The sequence below is a fragment of the Aminobacterium sp. genome, assembly GCF_034926885.1.
In the GTDB taxonomy this organism is placed as follows: Bacteria; Synergistota; Synergistia; order Synergistales; family Aminobacteriaceae; genus Aminobacterium.
Map to the genome: position 1 here is coordinate 64058 of NZ_JAYFQR010000002.1, position 20739 is coordinate 84796.

Here is a 20739-nt window from a genome sequence, read left to right on the forward strand (position 1 = left end):
GTCTACATCCTTTCTGGAGCGTTTAAGCCAAGCAGGCTCAGAGAACGAGAAAGAACGTATTTTGATGCTAAGACAAGTAAAAGCCGAACATTCATAACATCTGGGCGCTCCCCAAGAATACGATTGGCGTTATAGAAGGAATGGAAGTCAGACGCCAAATCATAGGCATAATTTACAATAACATGAGGAGCACGATCTATAGCTGCTCTCCGAACCTCCTGAGGGAAGAGGGATAAACGGTTCACCAGCTTCTTCTCTTCATCGGAAGTCAAAAGTTCTGTGTTTAAAGCTTCAAGTCCGTACAGCTTTATTTGACGGTTTTCAGCTTCTTTTAAAACACTGCAAATTCGAGCGTGAGCATATTGAACATAATAAACGGGATTTTCATTGGAAGATTGCTTCGCCAGCTCAAGATCAAAATCAAGGTGACTGTCACTTCGGCGCATAACGAAGAAGTAGCGGGTTGCATCAACTCCTACTTCATTGATAACGTCTCTTAACGTTACGAATTGTCCAGAACGAGTTGACATTGCAACCTGTTCGCCACCTCGCAAAAGGTTGACGAACTGAATCAGAACGACCTCTAAACTCTCCCTATCCTTCCCTAAGGCTTCTACTCCCGCTTTCATACGGGGAACATACCCATGATGATCCGCTCCCCATATATCGATAACTCGTTCAAAACCTCTGCCAAACTTCTCCATATGGTACGTAATATCTGATGCAAAATATGTTGGCACGCCATTATTGCGAATGAGAACCCTATCTTTTTCATCCCCAAAGGCTGTCGCTTTGAACCAGAGCGCTCCGTCCTGCTCGTAAGCATAGCCATGTTTCCTTAGAGTATCCATGGCTTCCGGCACCAAATTTCGTTCATAAAGGCTCTTTTCGGAGAACCATACGTCAAAATGAACGCCGAAATCTGCAAGATCTTTTTTTATACCCTCTAAAATATGTCCTGCAGCATAAGTTTGGAAAAACTCCATGCTCTCTTCTAAAGGCAAGGAAAGAAAACGATCGCCTTCCTTATCAATAATTTCTTGGGCTAAATCGTAAATGTATTCACCTTTATACGCATCTTCCGGGAATGGGGCGCGATCTTTATGACCAAGAAGTTCAAAGTAACGTGATTGAGTAGATGTGCCCAATATTTTCATCTGCAAGCCGGCATCATTGATGTAGTACTCTTTCTGAACATTCCACCCTGCAAAATCCATTATCTTAGCGATAATGTCACCAACAGCGGCACCCCGTCCATGTCCCACATGAAGAGGTCCTGTAGGATTTGCACTTACAAACTCAACCTGAACTTTTTCGCCCTGCCCCACATTCTGACGACCGTATTGATCTTTAAGCGTAAGTATTTCTTCTAAGACCTCGCCCATCCATTTCTGAGACAACCTGAAGTTAATAAACCCCGGTCCGGCAATTTCAACAGAAGTAAAATAATCGCAATCAGCAAGACGATCTACTATTTGTTCTGCCAATTTTCTCGGGCTATTGTGAAATATGCGAGCCAATTGCATAGCTGCGTTTGTTGCCCAGTCACCATGATCTTCATTTTTTGGCTTCTCTATCACAAAGTCAGGAAGATTTTCAAGTTGAATGTTTTGCTCCTCCGCCATTGATCGTATGGAATCATTAAGAAGTTGGCGAAGAGTTACGAGTACATCAGCCATTCTTACACCTCCGGAAATCTCTAAAAATCTTATTTGGCGCGCAGGGCCAATGTCTTGGCATTAAAATCAGCAAAACGACGAAGAGACTCGTTCAGTGCTGAAGCTAATGCCCCGTCTATACGATCAGAAGAGACAACAACTCTGGCGCTACCACGAATAACATGTTTTTTCTTTCTATATGTCATATCTTCATAATACTTTACTTTACCCATATCTCTATCAGACGTACTTGGAAGTGTGAGTACATTCATTGATGATGGCAAACTCAGCTCATATTCAGCCTCGACAGCAAAAGGAAAACGTAGTGAATACGGCGGACGTACCGAAGAAAGTTCTCGCAAACATGCCGGGACAAAAACAGGAAGTTTTACGAGCATCTGGTGACCTTCAGAACCCGTAATGGCTCCAAGCATTCGTACGGGGAACCGTATCTCAAAACCATATTTAAGCTGCTTGATTTCTCCTTTACTACTATCAAGTTGTAACCCAGTGCAGCTAGATAGAACAGAAGCCGCTTCTTCAAGGGTAGGCGTTTTCCCTGAGAAAAAGAGCCCTGTCCACCCATTTCTTACAAAAAAGGAAAGTTTTCCCACCAAAAAACCTGACTCCTCCAAATCAAGGTCCCATCTAAGAGAAAGTCGGTGGTCTGCTGCACCTCCACCTTGAATAACGTCAGATACAATTTCTTTATTCACAAGTCCGTAAACTCTATTTCCCCAAAGTGATGGAGGTGTTTCGCCTAAAGAGAGACCTTGTTCTACATCAAAGTAGACACGGCCACCCCCAGGGATATTTGCCTCAACAACCGGTTTGAGAAGAAGTCCCCTTGTAATGGGAGTCTCTTCAGTAATTTCCGTAGGGGTAATCCACTTTAGATTAACTTGCCAACCTGCCAAAGGCAACCACTTACAAAGAATTAGCGCTTTTTCCCATTCAGACCACGGCCCGTCACTTGGAATTTTCGATCGGACTACATTATGAGCAGCTTTATCTTGGAAAGATGGGTGATTTTTGACAAACTGAATAATATCTTCTCCTGCTTTTACACGATTAGCTCCACGTCCCATTGAAATGACACTATCTGGTGCCTCTGGAACAACAACGTCTTCTGTAGACTGCAAGAGTTTATAAAAAGGAATTTTCCCCTGCTGAAGGCTAAAAGCTATAAAAGGTTCGAAAGAACTCAAAAGAGAAGTATCTCTCCATACGGGGCGATTGACAATATGCCATTCGTATCTGTCGCGACCCATTTTTTTCTCGAGACTTGGTGCTTCATTCTCACTTGAAAGCCATGTAAAAGAAGAACCTGAAGGAACATCTACAGTAATCTTCTGCTCCCATTGAGGCAAAGATATTCCTGTTTTTACGTATCCGTCCACACCTAATTTTCGAGGGGAAGTAATCCTGTACGAAAGAACCCAAAGAACTTCATCCCGTGCCGGAAATTTAACACGGTAGAAAGTCCGTCCCTCAGATTCTGTAGTTGTTATGTCAGCTTTAGTTAATAACATAGCTGAGGCGGGATCGTATACTTCGGCTTTTTCGATGGAAATGTTCCCTCCTTCGGGAACAATAAGAGACCAATTCTGCCATGACTCATCAATGGTTTCCTTTACAAGGATAGCCCATGTGACGTCTGTCTGCATGCTTCCATCGGCAAGCAGTGTATAATGATACTCTTTCAGCCATACTATTCCCTGTGCGTTTCCGTAGAGAGAAAAATCGGGGGCTTCCTGAACAAGTCTCCGAATATTGATTTCAGTGGAGGCCGTTGCCGGAGACTGTAATAGGAACATTCCCGCTATACATGCACAAAACACAGCAAACACCAGGGCTGCTTTAGTAAAAGTTCGGCCCATACTTATTTTCCTCCTCATTTTAGGCGTTTTTGCCACAGCAGTGTTTATACTTTTTTCCGCTGCCACATGGACACGGATCATTGCGCCCTACTTTGGGACCCTTTCGTATTGGTTGAGGTTTTTCGGCACCAACCTGAGCTCCCGGAACCTCTTCTGAAGGGAAAGGAAGAGTGAAATCTCTACTTTCCCTAAGATTCCTCCGATCAGGAGTCCTCCGCGTTTCCTCTGAAACTACTGTTACTCTGAAAGCAAGTTCAGCAATAGATTCTCTTACCCTTTCCATCATTGCCTGGAAAAGATTATACGATTCGAACTGATATTCAAGCAGAGGATCTTTTTGACCAATTGCACGAAGGCCTATTCCTCTCCGTAATTCATCCATTGCAAGTAAGTGGTCTTTCCAACTGCTATCTAGCGTGTGAAGAACAATAAAACGCATCAGTTCGTCAGAAATTGCCGATCCCAGATTCTTTATCTTTATCCTGAAGCGATTTTCGACTTCCTGTTTTATCTGTTCAGAGGCCTCTGGCAAAAGACGGCGGCTATCTACATCTTTCAAAAAGGAGTCAAGCCCTGGACCAAAGATACTTTTTAACTTTGAAGCAGCTCTCTCTGGCTCCGCCTCCCCATCTTCGGGGAAGTAGTGGTCTAACACATCACCTATAACGCCCTGAATAACTTCCCATGTATGCTCAATAATATCTTTATCCGTAAGAATCTGGCGTCGCTCACCATAAACAGCTTCACGCTGTTGATTCATAACGTTGTCGTATGCCAAGAGCTGACGACGAATGTCAAAGTGCATCTGCTCTACTTTTTTCTGTGCCGACTCAATAGCTTTCGTCAAAAGGTTATGCTCAATAGCTTCTCCCTCTTCCATGCCAAGCTTTTCCATAAGTCCATGAATACGATCAGACCCGAAAAGTCTTAAGAGGTCATCTTCCAAAGAGAGATAGAAGCGGCTGGAACCAGGATCGCCCTGACGACCTGCTCGTCCCCTCAGCTGATTATCGATTCTTCGCGATTCGTGACGCTCCGTTCCAATAATTTTAAGGCCGCCACTTTTGAGAACCTGATCGCGCTCTTCTGCACAAATGTTTCGATATTCTTCGAGTAGTTCTTCATAATGCTTAGTGTTCTGAGCATTTTCATCGCCCTCTTTTCGAAGGGTCTCTTTGGCCAAAAATTCTGGATTTCCTCCTAAAACAATATCTGTTCCACGTCCTGCCATATTTGTAGCTACGGTAATAGCCCCAGCTCGTCCAGCCTGGGCCACAATCTGGGCTTCCCTTTCGTGGTACTTGGCATTCAAGACCTGATGAGGAATTTTACGTGCTTTAAGAAGTTTGCTAATATGTTCAGAATTTTCTATTGACGTCGTGCCTACAAGTACAGGTTGCTTCTGCTCATAAGTCTCTGCAACTTCCTCTGCAACAGCATGAAATTTTTCTAAAGACGTACGATAGATGACATCTGGAAGATCTTTACGAACCATAGGCTTATTCGTAGGAACCAAAATAACCTCAAGTCCGTAAATCTCTTTGAATTCTTCTGCTTCGGTTATAGCCGTACCTGTCATTCCCGCCAGTTTCTGGTACATACGGAAGTAGTTCTGAAGAGTTATGGTAGCAAGGGTTTGACTCTCTCTTCCGACTTTAACTTTTTCCTTCGCCTCAATGGCCTGATGCAATCCATCTGAGTAGCGACGTCCAAACATAAGACGGCCTGTAAATTCATCGACTATTACAATCTCACCATCTTTGATGACATAGTGTACATCTTTCTGAAAAAGCACATGAGCCTTAATTGCCTGCACGATTCTGTGAGCCAGATCAGAATGAGCCGCGTCAGAAAAAAGCCCTGGCATCTTCAGCAGTTTCTCACACTTCGCTATTCCTTCTTCTGTAATGGAGACATTCCGTTCTTTTTCATCTTTCTCAAAATCCGGACCTTCTTTAAGCTGTCTCGCTATCTGGTCTGCTGTGTTGTACATCTCTACGTTGTCTTCAGAAGGACCTGAGATAATAAGAGGCGTTCGCGCTTCATCGATCAAAATAGAGTCGACTTCGTCAACAATACAGAAATGGTGAGGTCGTTGAACAAGCTGTTCCTGGGAAACAGCCATATTGTCTCGCAGATAATCGAAACCGAACTCACTGTTTGTACCGTATGTCACATCAGAAAGATAGGCTTTTTTACGCTCTTCCTGATCCATATAGGCGTATATAACACCAACAGACAGGCCTAAAAAATGATATATGGGCCCCATCCATTCAGCGTCACGTCTCGCCAAATAGTCGTTTACTGTAACGACATGAACACCTTGCCCAGAAAGTGCATTGAGGACAACGGCCAAAGTAGCAACAAGAGTTTTTCCTTCTCCTGTTTTCATTTCAGTTATTTTTCCTTCGTGAAGGGCAATGCCTCCCATAAGCTGCACATCGAAATGGCGAAGACCAAGGGTTCGACGTGAAACTTCCCTCACCAAGGCAAAAACTTCTTTTAATAGATCATCTGGACTTTCACCATTATTGAGACGCTCTTTATAATCTGTAACCAAGGAACGAAGCTCGTCATCGCTTCTCGCCGTCATTTCCGCTTCGAGTTCATTGATATCATCAACAATCTGGCGATATCTCTTGAGCGCCCGTTCATTAGGGTCCAACCCCAGAACGCGCTTTAAGCCATTAAACATTCACTTCACCTCTACAAATATTTGCAATAATCATTCCACAAAAAAACATTATATGCTGTAACAAAGGAGTGGGTCAAAAGTATTTTCACTTAAAATAAAATATGGGCGGAGGCTCTTATTCCTCCGCCCTTGTTTTTATTCTACACCAGCCATTAAGAGGGCAAAAACCTTGGTTTCGTTTATCAGATGTTCAATTTCACAATATTCGTTAGGCATATGAGCTACATCTGCCTCCTGAGCCCAAACAACAGCAGGAATATTCTCTTTTCTAAAATATGCAGCACACGTTCCTCCTCCAACGCCACCCACCTCGGGATCAAAACTGTAAACGGCTTTAATCGCCTTGGTAAGCAGCTGAACGATTGGAGCATCTAGCGGAGTTGGGGGGGTAGAATCCGTTCTCTGAAGAACAGTCAATTTTATCTTTCCTCCATACTCTTTCTCTATTGGGCTAATTACTTGGGAAACTACATTTAAAACATCATCTACATTCACAGAGGGTAAAATGCGACAGTCGAAACAAAATGTTTCTTTACCTGGAATCGTATTGACGTTTCCTACATTAGGTAAACGTCGTGTAGGTTCGAATGTGGAAAAAGGTGGTGTAAAAAGATTGTCCTCTTCAGGAAAAGCGTTATGAAAAGCCTTGTCAAGTTCCGTAGCAAAGGCATTCGCGATGCGACACGCATTTAATCCTAAATCAGGCCTACTCGCATGAACTTGCTGTCCTTCTACTGTAAACTGAAGCCATAGGATACTCTTTTCGGCAACTTCTACAAAATCTCCCCGATCGTTCCCACCATCAGGAACGATAATCAGATCATCCTCTTTAAAAAGATTCTGCTCTATAAGATATTGAATTCCAAACTCACTGCCAAGTTCTTCATCTGCAACAAAACAAAGATATGTCTCATATTCAGGCAGAATATTGCATTCCTTCATGGCTGCGGCAGCGTACAGACTAGCAATGAGCTCTTGACCATTATCATTACTACCACGGCCATAGATACGATTTTCCTTGATTACAGCTTTAAAAGGATCCGTCTGCCATAAACTGCGATCACCTTCAGGAACCACATCCATATGAGTAATAATCCAAAGCCTCTTATCAGTTTTCCCCGGAACGCGTATAACCAGATTAGGCCTGAATCCTTCTGGCGCTAGTTCATCTGGAGCGTTATGCCATTGGATATGAGAGAGACCTAATTCTTGAGCAAGTTTTTCCAGAAAACGGGCTTTTCTATTCTCACCTTCTCCTCCTTCATGGGGGGAAACAGCAGGGTATTCTACAAGTTCAGCCAAACTCTTCACGATTCGATCTTGAATCGTATCAACATATTGAATGACATGAGAAGTCATTGTTAAACCCCTTCTTTCTCCATGATTATGAAGCATCGAAAAGCATATTACGCCCTTTAATAAGATATTCCATACCAGACCAGACGGTAAGGATCATTGCAATCCACATTGCAGGAAGGCCGCCAGGCAAGTTAAAAATAAGCAATGATATAGCAATAATCTGACCTACTGTTTTCAACTTTCCCATAGAAGATGCCGCAATAACAACTCCTTCAGCAGCAGCAACAAGCCGAACTCCGGTAACGATAAAATCTCTTGCGATAATCACAACAACAATCCAAGCCGGCAAACGCTGCAATTCAACGAGCGATATTAATGCCGCAATAACCAGTATCTTATCTGCTAAGGGATCAATAAATTTGCCTAAATTCGTAACTATACCTTTTTTACGAGCAATGTATCCATCGGCAGTATCTGTAAGAGCCGCTATGATGAAAACGAAACCTGCAATAAGATCTCCGTAGCTAATGCTTGCTCCCAATTTTTCAAAGATAGGGACAGGCGTACTTATTTTTAAAGTCAAAAATATAACAACTAATGGAGAAAGAAAAACTCGTAGCAAACTTAACATATTTGGGACATTCAGGGCAGACATTTAAACGGGTGCCTCCTCAACTAATTTTCTCTGTTGCTAAGCATCTCAATATTATGACACAAAGAAGGGGACGGCAAGTCATCCGTCCCCTTGCTTTTCATAACAATTTATTATACTACTATTTTTAGCCGCCCAGATAGGCTTCTTTTACTCGCGGATTTTTCAACAACTCTTCGCCCGTACCTGAAAGGACAATGCTTCCCACTTCCAGAATATAGGCATAGTTGGCGATTTTAAGGGCTGCAAAGGCATTCTGCTCTACAAGAAGAACGGTCTTCCCCTGTGCGTTGATTTCCTGAATAATATCGAAAACTTCTTTAACAAGCATGGGAGCCAACCCCAAGGAAGGTTCATCCATCATAACAAGTTCAGGTCTGCTCATTAGAGCACGTCCTACGGCAAGCATTTGCTGCTCTCCTCCAGAAAGAGTTCCACCTTTTTGCCAGGCGCGCTCTTTAAGTCGAGGGAAGAGGGAATAAACGTGATCGATATCTTTTTGAATGCCTTCTTTATCGTCACGTATATAAGCACCCAAAAATAGATTTTCTTCAACAGTGAGATGGGGAAGGATCCTCCGTCCCTCAGGGCTCATGGCAATTCCTTTTTTAACAATATTTTCTGGAGCTTTGCCCAATATATTCTCTTCTATGCCGTTGCCGTTCGTATATAAGATTTTACCTTTAGCTGTTTTAACAAGGCCGGCAATACTTCTGATCGTACTGCTTTTACCTGCACCATTGGCCCCTATTAACGTTACAATCTGCCCTCGTGGAATATCGAGACTAATGCCCTTGACAGCATGAATACCGCCATAGTAAACGTGAAGATCTTCAACCTTAAGCATTTTTCGCGTACTCCTCTCCTAGGTAAGCTTCGATAACTCGAGGGTTAGACTGTATTGCTTCCGGATCTCCCTCGGCAATAAGCTTCCCATAATCAAGAACCCATATATATTCACAGATTCCCATGACTACTTTCATATCATGTTCTATAAGAAGTATTGTCAAGTTGAATTCATCTCTGATTCTGCGAATAAAAGCCATGAGTTCTACAGTTTCGAGGGGATTCATTCCTGCAGCTGGCTCGTCTAAAAGCAAAAAGCTTGGTTCAGTGGCCAGTGCACGAGCAATTTCAAGACGCCGTTGCGCTCCATAGGGTAAAGAACTTGAAAGCTCATCCGCATGTTGAGCCAACGCAACTGACTCCAGCAATTTCATTGATTTTTCTCGAATTTCCTTCTCTTCCCTGATCATTGACGGGATAAGAAAAGGAGCCATCCACCATTTACTTTTCTGTCGTACGTGACAACCTATCATTACATTCTGCAAGACAGTTTCATTCGTAAAAAGTCGTATGTTCTGAAACGTTCTGGCAATGCCCGTTTCGCACACTTTATATGGGGGAAGTCCTGTAATTTCATTGCCGTTAAAGAAAACGCTTCCCTCTGTCGGAGTATAAAAACCGGTAATCATATTGAATACTGTCGTTTTTCCTGCTCCGTTGGGACCAATGAGTCCGACAATGCTTCCCTGGGGAACTGCCATATTTAAGGAGTTAACAGCTGTCAATCCTCCGAAACGCATAGTAATTTCTTTGGTTTCAAGCACTGTTTTGACCTGATTCATTCTGTCTTTCCCCCTTTAGAGAAACGAGCGAATAAACCATCCCAGGTCAATTCTCTCATTCCCATAATGCCCTCTCTTCTGAAGAGAATAATGAAAATAAGGGCTAGAGAGAAAATAACCATTCGCATTCCGGGAATTCCGGGAATTTCAAAAGAACCGATGGTGAGGGGGTTTTCCACAAAACGAAGCCATTCAAGCAATATGGTGATAATGATGCTGCCTAAAACACTTCCAGTAATGGATCCCAAACCTCCGGCTACGGTAATCATGAGAATATTGAAAGTCAAAAGGAAGATAAACATCTTAGGGTCGATAGTTGTAATAAGGCTCCCCATGAGAGCTCCGCCGATACCAGCAAAAAATGATCCTATGGTAAAAGAAATGACACGATATTTGAAGGTATTGATCCCCATATTTTTGGCCGCTATTTCGTCGTCTCGGATAGCCTTGAGGACATTACCAAAATTGCTATTGATAAATTTCACCATAACGTAAAGGGTAAACAGAAGCCAACCATAATTCCACCACAAATTAGAATAGGAGGGAATTCCTTTAATACCGAGAGCTCCATTTGTTATTGGTGTTATGTTCGTCAGAACTACACGAATAATTTCGGCAAAACCAAGGGTAGCGATACCGAGGTAATCGCCTCCAAGACGCAACACCGGAAGAGCAATCAGTAAACCAAAAAAGCCAGCAACGAGACCTCCTGCTAAGACTGCTACAAGGAAAGGAGCGCTCATAACAGAAAAGGGCCATACAATTGGTTCCAAAATCCATAAGGCCTGTTTCTGAGCCGGACTCAAGATTAATATGGCACAAACATAGGCACCAATAGCCATAAATCCTGCATGTCCCAAAGAAAACATTCCGGTGAAACCATAAATCAGGTTGAGGCTGAGTGCAAGAATAGCATTGACAGCCACGAGATTGATTACCTGAATTTTATACCCATCAAGGTTTCCCTGTGCCCAGTACATAAAAAGTGCCAAAAGGCCAATTCCGCATAAATTAAGTATGAAATTTCTCTTCTTTTTATCCATCAGATCTTGTCCTCCAACTTCTCCCCCATTAAGCCGGTAGGCTTTATGAGGAGGATAACGATCAGAAGAATAAATGCAAATGCATCGCGATATCCAGAAAGAGCGGGGAAGAAGGCCACAACCATTATCTCAATAATGCCAAGAATCATTCCCCCAGTAACCGCTCCCTGAATAGAGCCGATACCGCCAAAAACAGCTGCTATAAAAGCCTTAAATCCAGGAATAACCCCCATGAAGGGGTTAATTTGAGGATATCGCAGTGCCCACATGATACCCGATGCTGCCGCTAGGGCCGAACCGAGAGCAAAAGTTATGGCTATAACTTTATCAACGGAAACGCCCATAAGACGTGTCGTTTCAATATCCTTGGAAATTGCCCGCATAGCCAAACCTGGTTTAGTTTTATACACGACCCACAGTAACCCGATAACAAGAAGAAATGTTACAAGAGGAACGACTATTGCTAAGGGTAAAATTCTAACTCCTCCAACTTTGATGACACGTACAAGCCAATCGGGACGAGCCACTGGTCTAGGAAGACCAGTAAAAATGACGAGACCAAGGTTTTCTATAAAGAAAGAAACGCCAATAGCACTAATAAGAGCAGAGATACGGGGCGCGTTCCGAAGAGGACGATATGCAACACGATCTACCAAAATTCCACAAAAAGTCGAAAGTATTACAGCAACAATAACAGCTATTCCCCACGGCAATTTAGTAAGAGTGACAGAGAAAAAGACAAAATAAGCACCAAGCATAAAAATATCGCCATGAGCAAAATTGATAAGACGTAAAATTCCATAAACCATAGTGTAGCCAATGGCAATAAGGCCGTATAGAGAGCCAAGGGTAATAGCATTAAATAAATGCTGAATAAACATATTTAGGCTCACAGCAACTTCCCCCTTGTGAAAAGGCAGGAAGGAAATTATCCTTCCTGCCTCTATAGAAATTAAAATTTACTGAAAAGAGACATGAAAGGCCATTTTACATTTCAGGCTTCACTGTACCTATAAATGTCTTTTTACCTTCCTTGATCATAACAATTCCTACTTCTTTTTCAGCATCGTGAGTCTCATTAATCGTGGTGTTACCTGTTACTCCGGGGAAGTCTTTCGTTTCGGTCAGAGCCTTGGTAATCGCTTCTGGCTCAGCGTTTCCAGCCCGTTTAATGGCATCGATAACGAGAAGATACGAATCATAGCCAAGCGCTGCATTGACGTTAGGATCTTTATCGGGGTGAGCCTTTTTCCAATTCTCAGTAAACTGTTTGGCAAGAGGACTCATATCTTTCATAGATGGGTCATATGGGAAAGTTGTATGCATAAAGCCTTCGACCGCTTCTCCACCAATAGTAACTATCTCTGGATTATCCATGGCATCTCCGCCCATTATCTTAAACTCTGCTCCGAGTTCAGCAGCCTGTTTCATGATAATGGCACCTTCTGCAAAGTAAGAAGGAATAAACATAATACCAGGTTTCTTACTGATAATTTCAGTAAGCTGAGCCGTGAAATCCTGATCTCCAGTGTTATATTTAAGTTCAGAGACTATCTCTCCGCCCAGTTTTGCAAAAGACTGTTTGAAGAATCCTGCCAAACCAACGCTATAGTCGTTAGAAACATCAACAAGAACAGCGGCTTTCTTTATACCAAGTTCGCGAATTGCGTATGTTGCAGCAGCTGCGCCCTGATAAGGATCTATAAAGCACGCACGGAAATAATACTTTTTCCCTTGGGTTACGAGAGGATTTGTGCATGATGTACCCATAACAGGAATTCCCGCTTTTTCTGCTACTTCTCCACCAGCCATAGCCAAAGAAGATCCATAGGTTCCTATAATAGCTATAACTTTTTCCTTTTCGATCAGTCGTTTAACAGCATTTGCTGACTCAACTTTGTCTGACTTATTATCAACAACGATAAGTTCAATTTTCTTTCCCATCACTTCTGGTATTTCTTCATGAGCCATTTTCACGCCGTCCAACTCCAACTGACCACCGAAAGCATTCTGCCCTGTCAGGGGAAGATAGACACCGATACGAATCGTATCCTGGGCAAAAGCCCCCCCTGTAAGAAGCAGAACCATTGCCAGAGCCAATGCTACTCTTCTCAGCTTCATAAACCAAACCCCTCCTTTTTCATATTAATAAAAAGATATATGAGTATAAGATACAGAAAGATAATGTAATTATACACGAATATCCAATCAAACAATGGTATAAATTTTAACTAGAGAGACGATTATATAGAAAAAGACTATTCTCTTTCGTCAGAAAGACGTGAAATTTCACGCTGGAAACTTGAGAGGTCAGTAAATTCACGATATACAGAGGCAAAACGGACGTATGCTACTTTATTCAGTAACTTGAGTTCTTCCATAACTTTTTCTCCAATGAGAGAGACTGGAATTTCCCCATAACCACTTGAACGGAAACTTTCTTCTATACGAGAAGCTACTTCCTCAATCTGCTCTAAGGAGACTGGAAGTTTCTCGCATGCTTTGCTAATCCCCCTTGTAATTTTTTCCTTATCAAAAAATTCTCTGCTTCCGTCTTTTTTGATAACACGCAGGGTCTTTTTTTCTTCAACTTTTTCATACGTTGTAAAACGCGCCAGACACTCGGGACATTCGCGACGACGGCGTACGACACGTCCTTCATCTGCAGTACGTGTCTCTATCACCCTTGTTTCCATTGCTCCACACTTAGGACATCTCATATAGGGTCCCCCTCTAAAGTGACATTAAAAATAAAAGCCGGGTATTATACCCGGCTTTTATTTTTATACAAAAGTTAATCAACGAGAGACTGCAAATACGATTGAACCCGGGTTTTAACTCTTTTCCCATCAGCCCGGCCTCGAATCTCCCCCATCAAACGCCCCATTACTCGCCCCATATCTTTGGGCCCCGTAGCTTTTGAGGCAGCAGCAGCTTTCTCTATCATTTCATCAAGCTCTACATCAGAAAGCTGTTCAGGAAGATAAACTTCAAGGAACGTAGCTTCTTTCAATTCTTCTGCAGCCCTATCGGCGGCTCCACCGGCAGAATATTGTTCTGCAGATTCATGTCTCTGTTTTATGAGACGTTGGATAAGAATCACAATATCTTCGTCTGTAAGTTCCGTCGTGCGCCCTTTTTCTGTTTGGGCTTTCTGTATTTCTGATTTCAACATTCGCAACGTTGAAAGTTCCATATCTTGTCTCGCTTTCATCGCTGCCACAAGATCTTTTTGAATACGTTCCGACAGATTGCTCACCTTAAATTACCCCCTGGATTTGCCCCGTCGTTTTCTGGCCGCTTCGGCCCTTTTCGCTTTCTTCACTTCGCTTGGTTTCTCGTAATGTTCGCGTTTACGTGCCTCGCGAAGGGTTCCAACTTTCGAAACCTCACGTTTAAAACGTCTAAGCGCATCTTCTAGGGACTCGTTATCTTTCCGAATGATCGTAGTCATACTGGATCCCCCCTTTCTGTGCCACCCACATTGACTAACCTGGTGGCCAGCGGAACGACCGTCCCGCCAACAGGTGAACATGAAGGTGGGGGATTGTTTGTCCAGCTTGAGCACCACAGTTAATAACTAACCTGTAACCGGATTTATTCAAGCCAAGCTCTTTGGCAACATACGTTACTGATGCCATAAGATCGGCCCAAAGACTATTTTCGCTAACTTCGGCTGATGAACCAACGTGCTCTTTGGGAATAATAAGCACATGAACAGGAGCCTGAGGATTAACATCCCTAAATGCTACGACCTTAGAATCTTCATAAACGATATCAGCATTTAGCTCTTTTTTAATAATTTTACAAAAAAGACAACTTTCGCTCACCAAAACCCACCTCTCAGCTTCACGTTATTCTATACCAGATTTTTATTCCGGACAATAGACCCCGCCCAAACTCGTACACTTGCTGCACTATGAGATTGAGCAAGCAATTTTATTTTCGTCATGGTCCAAGAGGGTACATTTTCTTCTCTTCTCAATATTTGCAAAAGGGGAACGAGAATTTCTTCTTTATCTTTCTTTAGAAGACGAATTAAACTTAAATCGTCGGGAAGCCCTTTCCCATGAGGCCATCGTGTCAAAGCTTTCGCTACAACATCTTCCGATGGATGGGAAAGAAAACGTTCGAGATATATTTTACGTTTATCGAAGCGTGCAATCCAGCGCAAAAAAGAAAGAGCTACTTTCTCTGTAAGCTGAGAAGCTTTTGCAGCTACCGCTTCTGCAATTGGAATAAATCTGTTCTGAAAATATATTCCATCAAAAATGTACTGTAACACGTATTCGTCTTCAGGATACGCTTGAATCATTTCAGCAAAAGAATCAACGACACCTTTTTCATCTAAATGATTGAAAAGGAGAGATGCCGCCAGAGATCGAACTTCAGGATGGGAACTTAAAAGTCTCTTTTGTGACCTATAAAAATCTGATTCCCCCTGTTTTTCTGCAACTTTCTCCATAAGTCTAGCCATTTTTATTTCTGCTTCAACTATTATTTTTTCTGTAAGAAGATGCCTTATTTTTTCAGGATTCGCTTTTTTTTCTGTACGTTGCGATTGAGCTTTTCTAAAACCCTCTCTTTTTGGCTTCGTACGAGTATAACGATCTTTAGTTATCTTTGTTTCTTTGCGAGTAAGAGTGGTTCCCTTCTTTTTCAAAAAAAGATATGCCGCCGTAATCTTTTCAAACTCTGCTGCCGTCTGAGGTCCTGCTATATCAGGATGGCATGTGCGTGCCAAGCGTCTAAAAGCAGAGCGAATTTCTTTCATTGAAGCGCCAGAAGCAACGCCAAGGATTGCCAGACTTTCTTCGATCTGAAGTGATATATCTGTCATAGGGAAACCCTCTCCATTTCACGAACCATCTCTTCAAGAATAGCTACAGCATCCCCATAAATAGATTTATCGGAAAGTGTTCTGGCGGAACTAAAAAGAGACAAAAGTCTGCCTTGTTGCTCTGAAGGTAGAGCAATAGAAACACGGGCTAAACGTTTTTCCAAATCTTTTATTTCCGGCGGTACAGGGTTTTCCTTTAACGTACATTCTTCTACCGTAATATCAGGAATTGCTATTCTCTCTCCATTTTTTCTTTGAAGCTCTATAGCAAGAAGTCCGTTAGAATCTACGGAGAAAAAGAGTTCAACTTCTTCTTTTTCTGAAAGAAAGTCGATCGTTACCTGATTTAATGTTGAAAACTGCCCCTCAGATGTTCCTTGCATTATATGCAAATCCAAACTGCCGTTAGCAATGCTTATAAATCTTTTCGAAGCCTTACAAGGAAGAGGTGAGCCTTTTTGAAGAACAGAAACAAAATCGCCAGTTGCAGAGCGGATACCAAGATCTTGAGAAAGAACATCTATCAAAAAACGTTTTTCTGAACTTGCTCCAAAAAGAGCTGCGCCAATAGCAACAGCCTCATCAGGACATTGATTCAAGTGATCAGGTCGGGCAACTCGTTCTTCAAGCATTGAGTGCAATAAAGGTATGCGACTGCTCCCGCCTACAAGCAAAAGACGTTGAGGAGAGTACTTTTTCCAAAGTTCACTTACTATATTAACCACTTTATGAAGCATGGGGCGCATAAGACGCTCCAATTCCTCTCTTCTTATCAATATCGGTTTGCTTGACTGACAAATTCCAAAGGAAGGCAACCACGTAAAGGAAGAACACGTCGAGAGAGCTACTTTTATATTCTCCGCCTCACCAAGGAGGTACCGCCAGAGCGCTTCACTATCTGCTGACGTTTTAGAGATCAATGAAAGTCGTTTCTGAAGCATGCGAGCGAGAAGAAAATCAATTTCTCTTCCCCCTATACACGAATCACCGACACTCTCTAAAACCTGCCATATACCCTGTTCAGCTTCAACTACAGAGACATCGACAGTTCCCGCTCCAAAATCTAAAATTAGAGAGAGCCCTTCTTTTCCATAGGCAAACGCTGCAGCTGTAGGCTCGTTAATTATTTTTATTTCTTCAAAACCAGCTTTATCCGCAGCTCGCGCAACAGCTTGTCGCTGGGAAAAATTAAAAGAAGCAGGAACAGTGAGGACACACGACGTTATAAAACGAGTTAGTGTTGCTTCCGCATCCTCTCTGACCAACGAAAGAAGGGGGACTAACAGTTCTTCTGGAGAGAAGGTACGCCGACCACATCGAATAGGTCCGGTACAAGCTATATGCCTCTTCATGTCCCAATATGTGTACTCTGGAAACGCCACTTCACGACGAGCAGCCTCCTCGCCAGCAAGCCACCCCTCGGATGCCCACGAAACAACGGAGGGAGTTTTTTTCAATCCCCACCGATTCGAAAGCACTTCAACTTTGTCATTAATTTTGCAGGCCGCCAGGGCATATCGAGTTCCAAGATCTATCCCAAGCATAGAGTCCATACAAACAGACCGCCTTCCACTTATAGCATTGAGACTCCGCTTAATCTATATTCATTATACCAGTGTAAGAATTCATTTTCAGGAATCGGCCTTATGCATAGAATTGCTCTGATGCATATTTACGTGGAGAAACCTCAATTATTTGGCCGACAGACATCTTTCGGGGAACAACAGCTTTTACAAAAAAGGGAGCTAATCCCGAAGATTCGTTTTCTCCTGCCTCCTCTATTAGGATAGGGAAGGTCTTACCTATCCACTGAGAACAATACTCATTCAGAAGTTTTTCGCCAGTTTCTAAAACCCGATGCACTCTCTCCTGAATTATTTCATGCTGTATCTGTCCTCCCAAAGAGGCAGCTTTTGTTCCCTTTCTTCGTGAATAAGGGAAAACATGTACTTTACCAAATTTTACATTTTCCATTAGGGCAAGAGTATTGGCAAAAGCCTTTTCGTCTTCACCTGGAAATCCTACGAGAATATCCGTACTTATATGCACATTATCGCCAAGAAAACGACGAACCTTTTTTACTGAAGTCATATAGTCATTTACACTATATCCACGAGCCATCTTTTCTAGCACTCCGTCATCTCCGCTCTGGAGAGGGAGGTGAAGATGAGGACAAAATTGAGGTGTTTCTGCCAAAGAGCTAAGCAGTTCATCATCTATCCCAAATGGTTCAAGGGAACCAAAGCGGATTCGTTTCACTCCAGAAATTGCTCCTATTTGCCGTACAACTTCTCCAAGTGAAACCTCTCCATACTTACCATAAAGACCAAGATGAACTCCTGTGAGCACTATTTCAGAACATCCTGAATCCACTATTGAACAGACCTCTTTGAGGATATCATCAAGAGGACGACTTACCGGCTTCCCCCGAACAAAGGGGATAATACAATATGTGCAGAAATGATTACATCCGTCCTGTATTTTTACAAAGGCTCGGCTATGAAGAAGAGGGTGATATTGAAACAAATGATCCCATTGGGCATCACGAAGGACATCGCTTCTCATATCAGTAAAAGCCATGGGCTGATTCGACGAAAAGGCCATACTGAAAAGAGAGGGTATTTGCCACTTTTGCCGGTTTCCTACAAGAAAGTCAACTCCTAAAACTTGCGCGAGGTGAGATTCAGCTTGTTGAGCCCAACAACCTGTAGCAACGATAACGGCTTGTGGTGCCTGCCTTCGTAAGCGTCTTAACAGCTGTCGACTTTTTTTATCAGCCACAGCTGTTACAGTACATGTCACCAGAACAGCACCGTCAAAAGGTGGCTCGCTTACAATATCTGCCCCAGCAGCCTGCAACATAGAAGCAAGGGAGTCTGCCTCAGACTGATTGGATCGACACCCCATAGCAATAATACAAATTTTCTTCCCTTTGAGCTGACTTATCATTTCTTAGTTACTGCCACTCCCCACCAATCGTTTCTTTCAAGCTCATCGATAATTTTTAGACCTGCCTTATTAAGCGTCTCGATAAATGTATCTTTTTCCTTCGTCAGGAGGCCAGAGAAAATCGCAATTCCTCCATCGCATAAAGCATGGGGAACATCAGGAATCATAGACATAAGAGGTTCTATTATAATATTTGCAATTAATAAATTTACGGTATGATCGAAACCTTGAAGAAGATTTCCTTCTTTAAGATCCACCTCTTCTTTATAAATGCCATTGAGTTCCATATTATTCAACACTTCATTGAGTACTGCAGGATCAAGATCTCTTGCATACACTTTACCAGCGCCAAGTCGAATAGCACCAATAAAAAGAATGCCTGACCCTGTTCCAATGTCAGCTATATTCCAGTGAGGTTTCATGTGACGTTCCAAAAGTGTCAAAGCAATCTGGGTGCTTTCATGATATCCAGTGCCAAAGGCCGAACCAGGATAAATATAAAGGGGAATGCGATCGTTAGGTTCCGATCCACGATGCCAAGGAGCCAATACAACAAACTTCTCTCCTACGGGAAGGGGAGGAAAGGCTTCTTTCCATTCTGTATGCCATTGGCGATTTTCAATTTTTCCCATGTCCACTACACTTATTCCAGGGAAGGATTCTAAAACATGATTAAGCAATTCGAGCCAATATCCGAGATCGTGAGACGTTCGGTAATAAATTCGAAGACGAATTTTCCCAGAGCCTTCATGTTCCTCTGACCCTATCCCTCCAGAAAGATCTGCTAAAGAAGAAAGTGCTTCTTCTTGCTCAGATCCTCCTTCAAGTGTTATATACCACCAGAAACTATCTGCCCCGGTCATTATTCGTCCTCCTCTAAATCATTTCATTATGAAAATATAGGGAAAAAACGGGGAGCCGCAAAGACAGCCCCCCCGATTCGTTAAGAGCCAAAAATATTTTTAAATTTCGCAAAAAGTCCTTCGTCTTTAACTTCAAGCTCCATCTCTTTTGCTAGACCTTCAATCAGAGCCTTTTGCTTTTCAGTAAGCCGAGTAGGAACCTCTATCGTTACATGTACGAACAAATCGCCACGACCTCGGCCACCTCTCAGCTTAGGCATTCCTTTTCCTCGCACGCGGAAGACCTTTCCTGGTTGCGTACCTGCAGGAACATCAAGCTCTTCTTTACCGTCGATAAGCGTTTCCAAATGGATCACTCCGCCTAAAGCCGCAGTGGGAAATGCTATGGTTTCCTTTTTATGTAGATCAGCTCCGTCTCTTTTAAAGACCGGATGCTCATCTACATAGATAACGAAGTATAAATCTCCAGACGGACCTCCGTTTAAACCGGCTTCTCCCTCTCCTTGAATACGAAGACGCGTTCCAGTATCCACTCCAGCCGGGACCTTTACTTTCACCCGGTGAGTTTTTCTGACACGTCCTTCTCCGTGACATTCTGAGCATTTATTTCGAATGATCTGCCCCGTACCTCCACATTCAGGACATGGGGTCACTGAAACAAATTGACCAAAAGGCGTCTGTTGACGCACTTCAACCTGACCAGTTCCTCCACATCTTGAACACGTTTCAGGAGATGTTCCAGGTTCTGCTCCACTACCGTTACACTTTGAGCACGTTTCCCACCTTGGTATATCTACTTCATGATCAATTCCCAAGGCAGCATCCTGAAGCGTAATTGTAAGGCGCATTTCAAGGTCGGATCCTCGCCGGGGAGCTCTAGGATCTGAACGGCGTCGACCCATTCCGCCACCAAAAATATTATCAAAGATATCTCCAAAGACATCTCCCATTCCGCCAAACCCATCAAAGGGACTACCTCCTGGCGGCATATCGCCTACAGTTCCGAACTGATCGTATTGAGCCCGCTTTTCTGAATCACTCAGAACTTCGTAGGCTGCATTTATTTTTTTAAACTTTTCTTCGGCTTCAGCGTTCCCTGGATTCGCATCGGGATGATACTTCCGAACAAGCCGCCGATAGGCTTTCTTGATATCAGCAGCCGAGGCATCCCGGGGAACGCCAAGTATTTCATAAAAGTCTTCCTGCGCACCGGGAGCTGGCACCTCAGATCA

19 protein-coding genes are annotated in these 20739 nt (G+C 42.9%); all 19 read right to left on the reverse strand.

Going from position 1 to position 20739, the window contains the following annotated elements; genetic code table 11:
- Positions 1 to 2: 2 nt before the first annotated feature.
- The 19 genes from argS to dnaJ all read right to left on the reverse strand — a co-directional run bounded on the left by argS (position 3) and on the right by dnaJ (position 20730).
- A complete protein-coding gene (argS, locus tag VB083_RS00830) occupies positions 3 to 1679 on the reverse strand; it encodes an arginine--tRNA ligase (protein WP_213690826.1) in 1677 nt (558 codons plus the stop codon).
- A gap of 29 nt (positions 1680 to 1708) precedes the next feature.
- The gene (locus VB083_RS00835) at positions 1709 to 3538 is read right to left on the reverse strand and encodes a hypothetical protein (protein WP_213690825.1); all 1830 of its coding nucleotides are present in this window, start codon (positions 3536 to 3538) and stop codon (positions 1709 to 1711) included.
- A gap of 19 nt (positions 3539 to 3557) precedes the next feature.
- Positions 3558 to 6233: a preprotein translocase subunit SecA gene (gene secA / locus VB083_RS00840; RefSeq protein WP_323401597.1), complete on the reverse strand. Its 2676-nt coding sequence runs from the start codon at positions 6231 to 6233 to the stop codon at positions 3558 to 3560.
- Between the two features lie 135 nt (positions 6234 to 6368).
- On the reverse strand, positions 6369 to 7592 hold the full coding sequence (locus tag VB083_RS00845) for a M20 family metallo-hydrolase (protein ID WP_213699637.1): 1224 nt from the start codon (positions 7590 to 7592) through the stop codon (positions 6369 to 6371).
- 25 nt (positions 7593 to 7617) lie between these two features.
- Positions 7618 to 8187, reverse strand: a complete 570-nt coding sequence (gene pgsA, locus VB083_RS00850) for a CDP-diacylglycerol--glycerol-3-phosphate 3-phosphatidyltransferase (RefSeq protein ID WP_213690822.1) — start codon at positions 8185 to 8187, stop codon at positions 7618 to 7620.
- Positions 8188 to 8311: 124 nt separating this feature from the next.
- On the reverse strand, positions 8312 to 9031 hold the full coding sequence (locus VB083_RS00855) for an ABC transporter ATP-binding protein (RefSeq protein ID WP_213690821.1): 720 nt from the start codon (positions 9029 to 9031) through the stop codon (positions 8312 to 8314).
- Positions 9024 to 9812 carry an ABC transporter ATP-binding protein gene (locus tag VB083_RS00860; RefSeq protein WP_213690820.1) on the reverse strand — a complete coding sequence of 263 codons (789 nt, stop codon included), beginning with the start codon at positions 9810 to 9812 and terminating at the stop codon, positions 9024 to 9026. The genes VB083_RS00855 and VB083_RS00860 overlap by 8 nt, the downstream gene beginning before the upstream one ends.
- Positions 9809 to 10855 carry a branched-chain amino acid ABC transporter permease gene (locus VB083_RS00865; protein WP_213690819.1) on the reverse strand — a complete coding sequence of 349 codons (1047 nt, stop codon included), beginning with the start codon at positions 10853 to 10855 and terminating at the stop codon, positions 9809 to 9811. The genes VB083_RS00860 and VB083_RS00865 overlap by 4 nt, the downstream gene beginning before the upstream one ends.
- Positions 10855 to 11748, reverse strand: a complete 894-nt coding sequence (locus tag VB083_RS00870) for a branched-chain amino acid ABC transporter permease (protein WP_213690818.1) — start codon at positions 11746 to 11748, stop codon at positions 10855 to 10857. Before VB083_RS00870 ends, VB083_RS00865 begins: the two co-directional genes overlap by 1 nt.
- 94 nt (positions 11749 to 11842) lie before the next feature.
- The gene (locus VB083_RS00875; protein ID WP_213690817.1) at positions 11843 to 12976 is read right to left on the reverse strand and encodes an ABC transporter substrate-binding protein; all 1134 of its coding nucleotides are present in this window, start codon (positions 12974 to 12976) and stop codon (positions 11843 to 11845) included.
- 137 nt (positions 12977 to 13113) lie between these two features.
- Positions 13114 to 13575 carry a transcriptional regulator NrdR gene (gene nrdR / locus VB083_RS00880; RefSeq protein ID WP_213690816.1) on the reverse strand — a complete coding sequence of 154 codons (462 nt, stop codon included), beginning with the start codon at positions 13573 to 13575 and terminating at the stop codon, positions 13114 to 13116.
- Positions 13576 to 13649: 74 nt separating this feature from the next.
- Positions 13650 to 14114, reverse strand: coding sequence for a GatB/YqeY domain-containing protein (locus tag VB083_RS00885; RefSeq protein WP_213690815.1), 465 nt, complete (start codon positions 14112 to 14114; stop codon positions 13650 to 13652).
- Between the two features lie 6 nt (positions 14115 to 14120).
- Complete coding sequence (gene rpsU, locus VB083_RS00890; protein ID WP_213690814.1) at positions 14121 to 14309, reverse strand: 30S ribosomal protein S21; 189 nt, start codon at positions 14307 to 14309, stop codon at positions 14121 to 14123.
- 34 nt (positions 14310 to 14343) lie between these two features.
- On the reverse strand, positions 14344 to 14685 hold the full coding sequence (locus VB083_RS00895) for a histidine triad nucleotide-binding protein (protein ID WP_213699639.1): 342 nt from the start codon (positions 14683 to 14685) through the stop codon (positions 14344 to 14346).
- Between the two features lie 29 nt (positions 14686 to 14714).
- Complete coding sequence (locus VB083_RS00900; protein ID WP_323401598.1) at positions 14715 to 15695, reverse strand: J domain-containing protein; 981 nt, start codon at positions 15693 to 15695, stop codon at positions 14715 to 14717.
- Complete coding sequence (locus VB083_RS00905) at positions 15692 to 17248, reverse strand: Hsp70 family protein (RefSeq protein ID WP_213690811.1); 1557 nt, start codon at positions 17246 to 17248, stop codon at positions 15692 to 15694. The genes VB083_RS00900 and VB083_RS00905 overlap by 4 nt, the downstream gene beginning before the upstream one ends.
- Before the next feature lie 91 nt (positions 17249 to 17339).
- Positions 17340 to 18644 carry a tRNA (N(6)-L-threonylcarbamoyladenosine(37)-C(2))-methylthiotransferase MtaB gene (gene mtaB, locus VB083_RS00910; protein ID WP_213690810.1) on the reverse strand — a complete coding sequence of 435 codons (1305 nt, stop codon included), beginning with the start codon at positions 18642 to 18644 and terminating at the stop codon, positions 17340 to 17342.
- The gene (locus VB083_RS00915) at positions 18641 to 19507 is read right to left on the reverse strand and encodes a 50S ribosomal protein L11 methyltransferase (RefSeq protein ID WP_323401599.1); all 867 of its coding nucleotides are present in this window, start codon (positions 19505 to 19507) and stop codon (positions 18641 to 18643) included. Before VB083_RS00915 ends, mtaB begins: the two co-directional genes overlap by 4 nt.
- Positions 19508 to 19587: 80 nt before the next feature.
- Positions 19588 to 20730, reverse strand: coding sequence for a molecular chaperone DnaJ (gene dnaJ, locus VB083_RS00920; protein ID WP_323401600.1), 1143 nt, complete (start codon positions 20728 to 20730; stop codon positions 19588 to 19590).
- Between the last annotated feature and the right edge of the window lie 9 nt (positions 20731 to 20739).

Excerpts from the sequence above, each read along its gene's own strand:
- VB083_RS00905 (WP_213690811.1), bottom strand. The coding sequence starts at position 17,248 with ATGGACTCTATGCTTGGGATAGATCTTGGAACTCGATATGCCCTGGCG.
- VB083_RS00915 (WP_323401599.1), bottom strand. The coding sequence starts at position 19,507 with ATGACCGGGGCAGATAGTTTCTGGTGGTATATAACACTTGAAGGAGGA.
- VB083_RS00875 (WP_213690817.1), bottom strand. The coding sequence starts at position 12,976 with ATGAAGCTGAGAAGAGTAGCATTGGCTCTGGCAATGGTTCTGCTTCTT.
- argS (WP_213690826.1), bottom strand. The coding sequence starts at position 1,679 with ATGGCTGATGTACTCGTAACTCTTCGCCAACTTCTTAATGATTCCATA.
- VB083_RS00845 (WP_213699637.1), bottom strand. The coding sequence starts at position 7,592 with ATGACTTCTCATGTCATTCAATATGTTGATACGATTCAAGATCGAATC.
- pgsA (WP_213690822.1), bottom strand. The coding sequence starts at position 8,187 with ATGTCTGCCCTGAATGTCCCAAATATGTTAAGTTTGCTACGAGTTTTT.
- VB083_RS00860 (WP_213690820.1), bottom strand. The coding sequence starts at position 9,812 with ATGAATCAGGTCAAAACAGTGCTTGAAACCAAAGAAATTACTATGCGT.
- VB083_RS00855 (WP_213690821.1), bottom strand. The coding sequence starts at position 9,031 with ATGCTTAAGGTTGAAGATCTTCACGTTTACTATGGCGGTATTCATGCT.
- rpsU (WP_213690814.1), bottom strand. The coding sequence starts at position 14,309 with ATGACTACGATCATTCGGAAAGATAACGAGTCCCTAGAAGATGCGCTT.
- VB083_RS00865 (WP_213690819.1), bottom strand. The coding sequence starts at position 10,855 with ATGGATAAAAAGAAGAGAAATTTCATACTTAATTTATGCGGAATTGGC.
- nrdR (WP_213690816.1), bottom strand. The coding sequence starts at position 13,575 with ATGAGATGTCCTAAGTGTGGAGCAATGGAAACAAGGGTGATAGAGACA.
- VB083_RS00835 (WP_213690825.1), bottom strand. The coding sequence starts at position 3,538 with ATGGGCCGAACTTTTACTAAAGCAGCCCTGGTGTTTGCTGTGTTTTGT.
- mtaB (WP_213690810.1), bottom strand. The coding sequence starts at position 18,644 with ATGATAAGTCAGCTCAAAGGGAAGAAAATTTGTATTATTGCTATGGGG.
- VB083_RS00900 (WP_323401598.1), bottom strand. The coding sequence starts at position 15,695 with ATGACAGATATATCACTTCAGATCGAAGAAAGTCTGGCAATCCTTGGC.
- secA (WP_323401597.1), bottom strand. The coding sequence starts at position 6,233 with ATGTTTAATGGCTTAAAGCGCGTTCTGGGGTTGGACCCTAATGAACGG.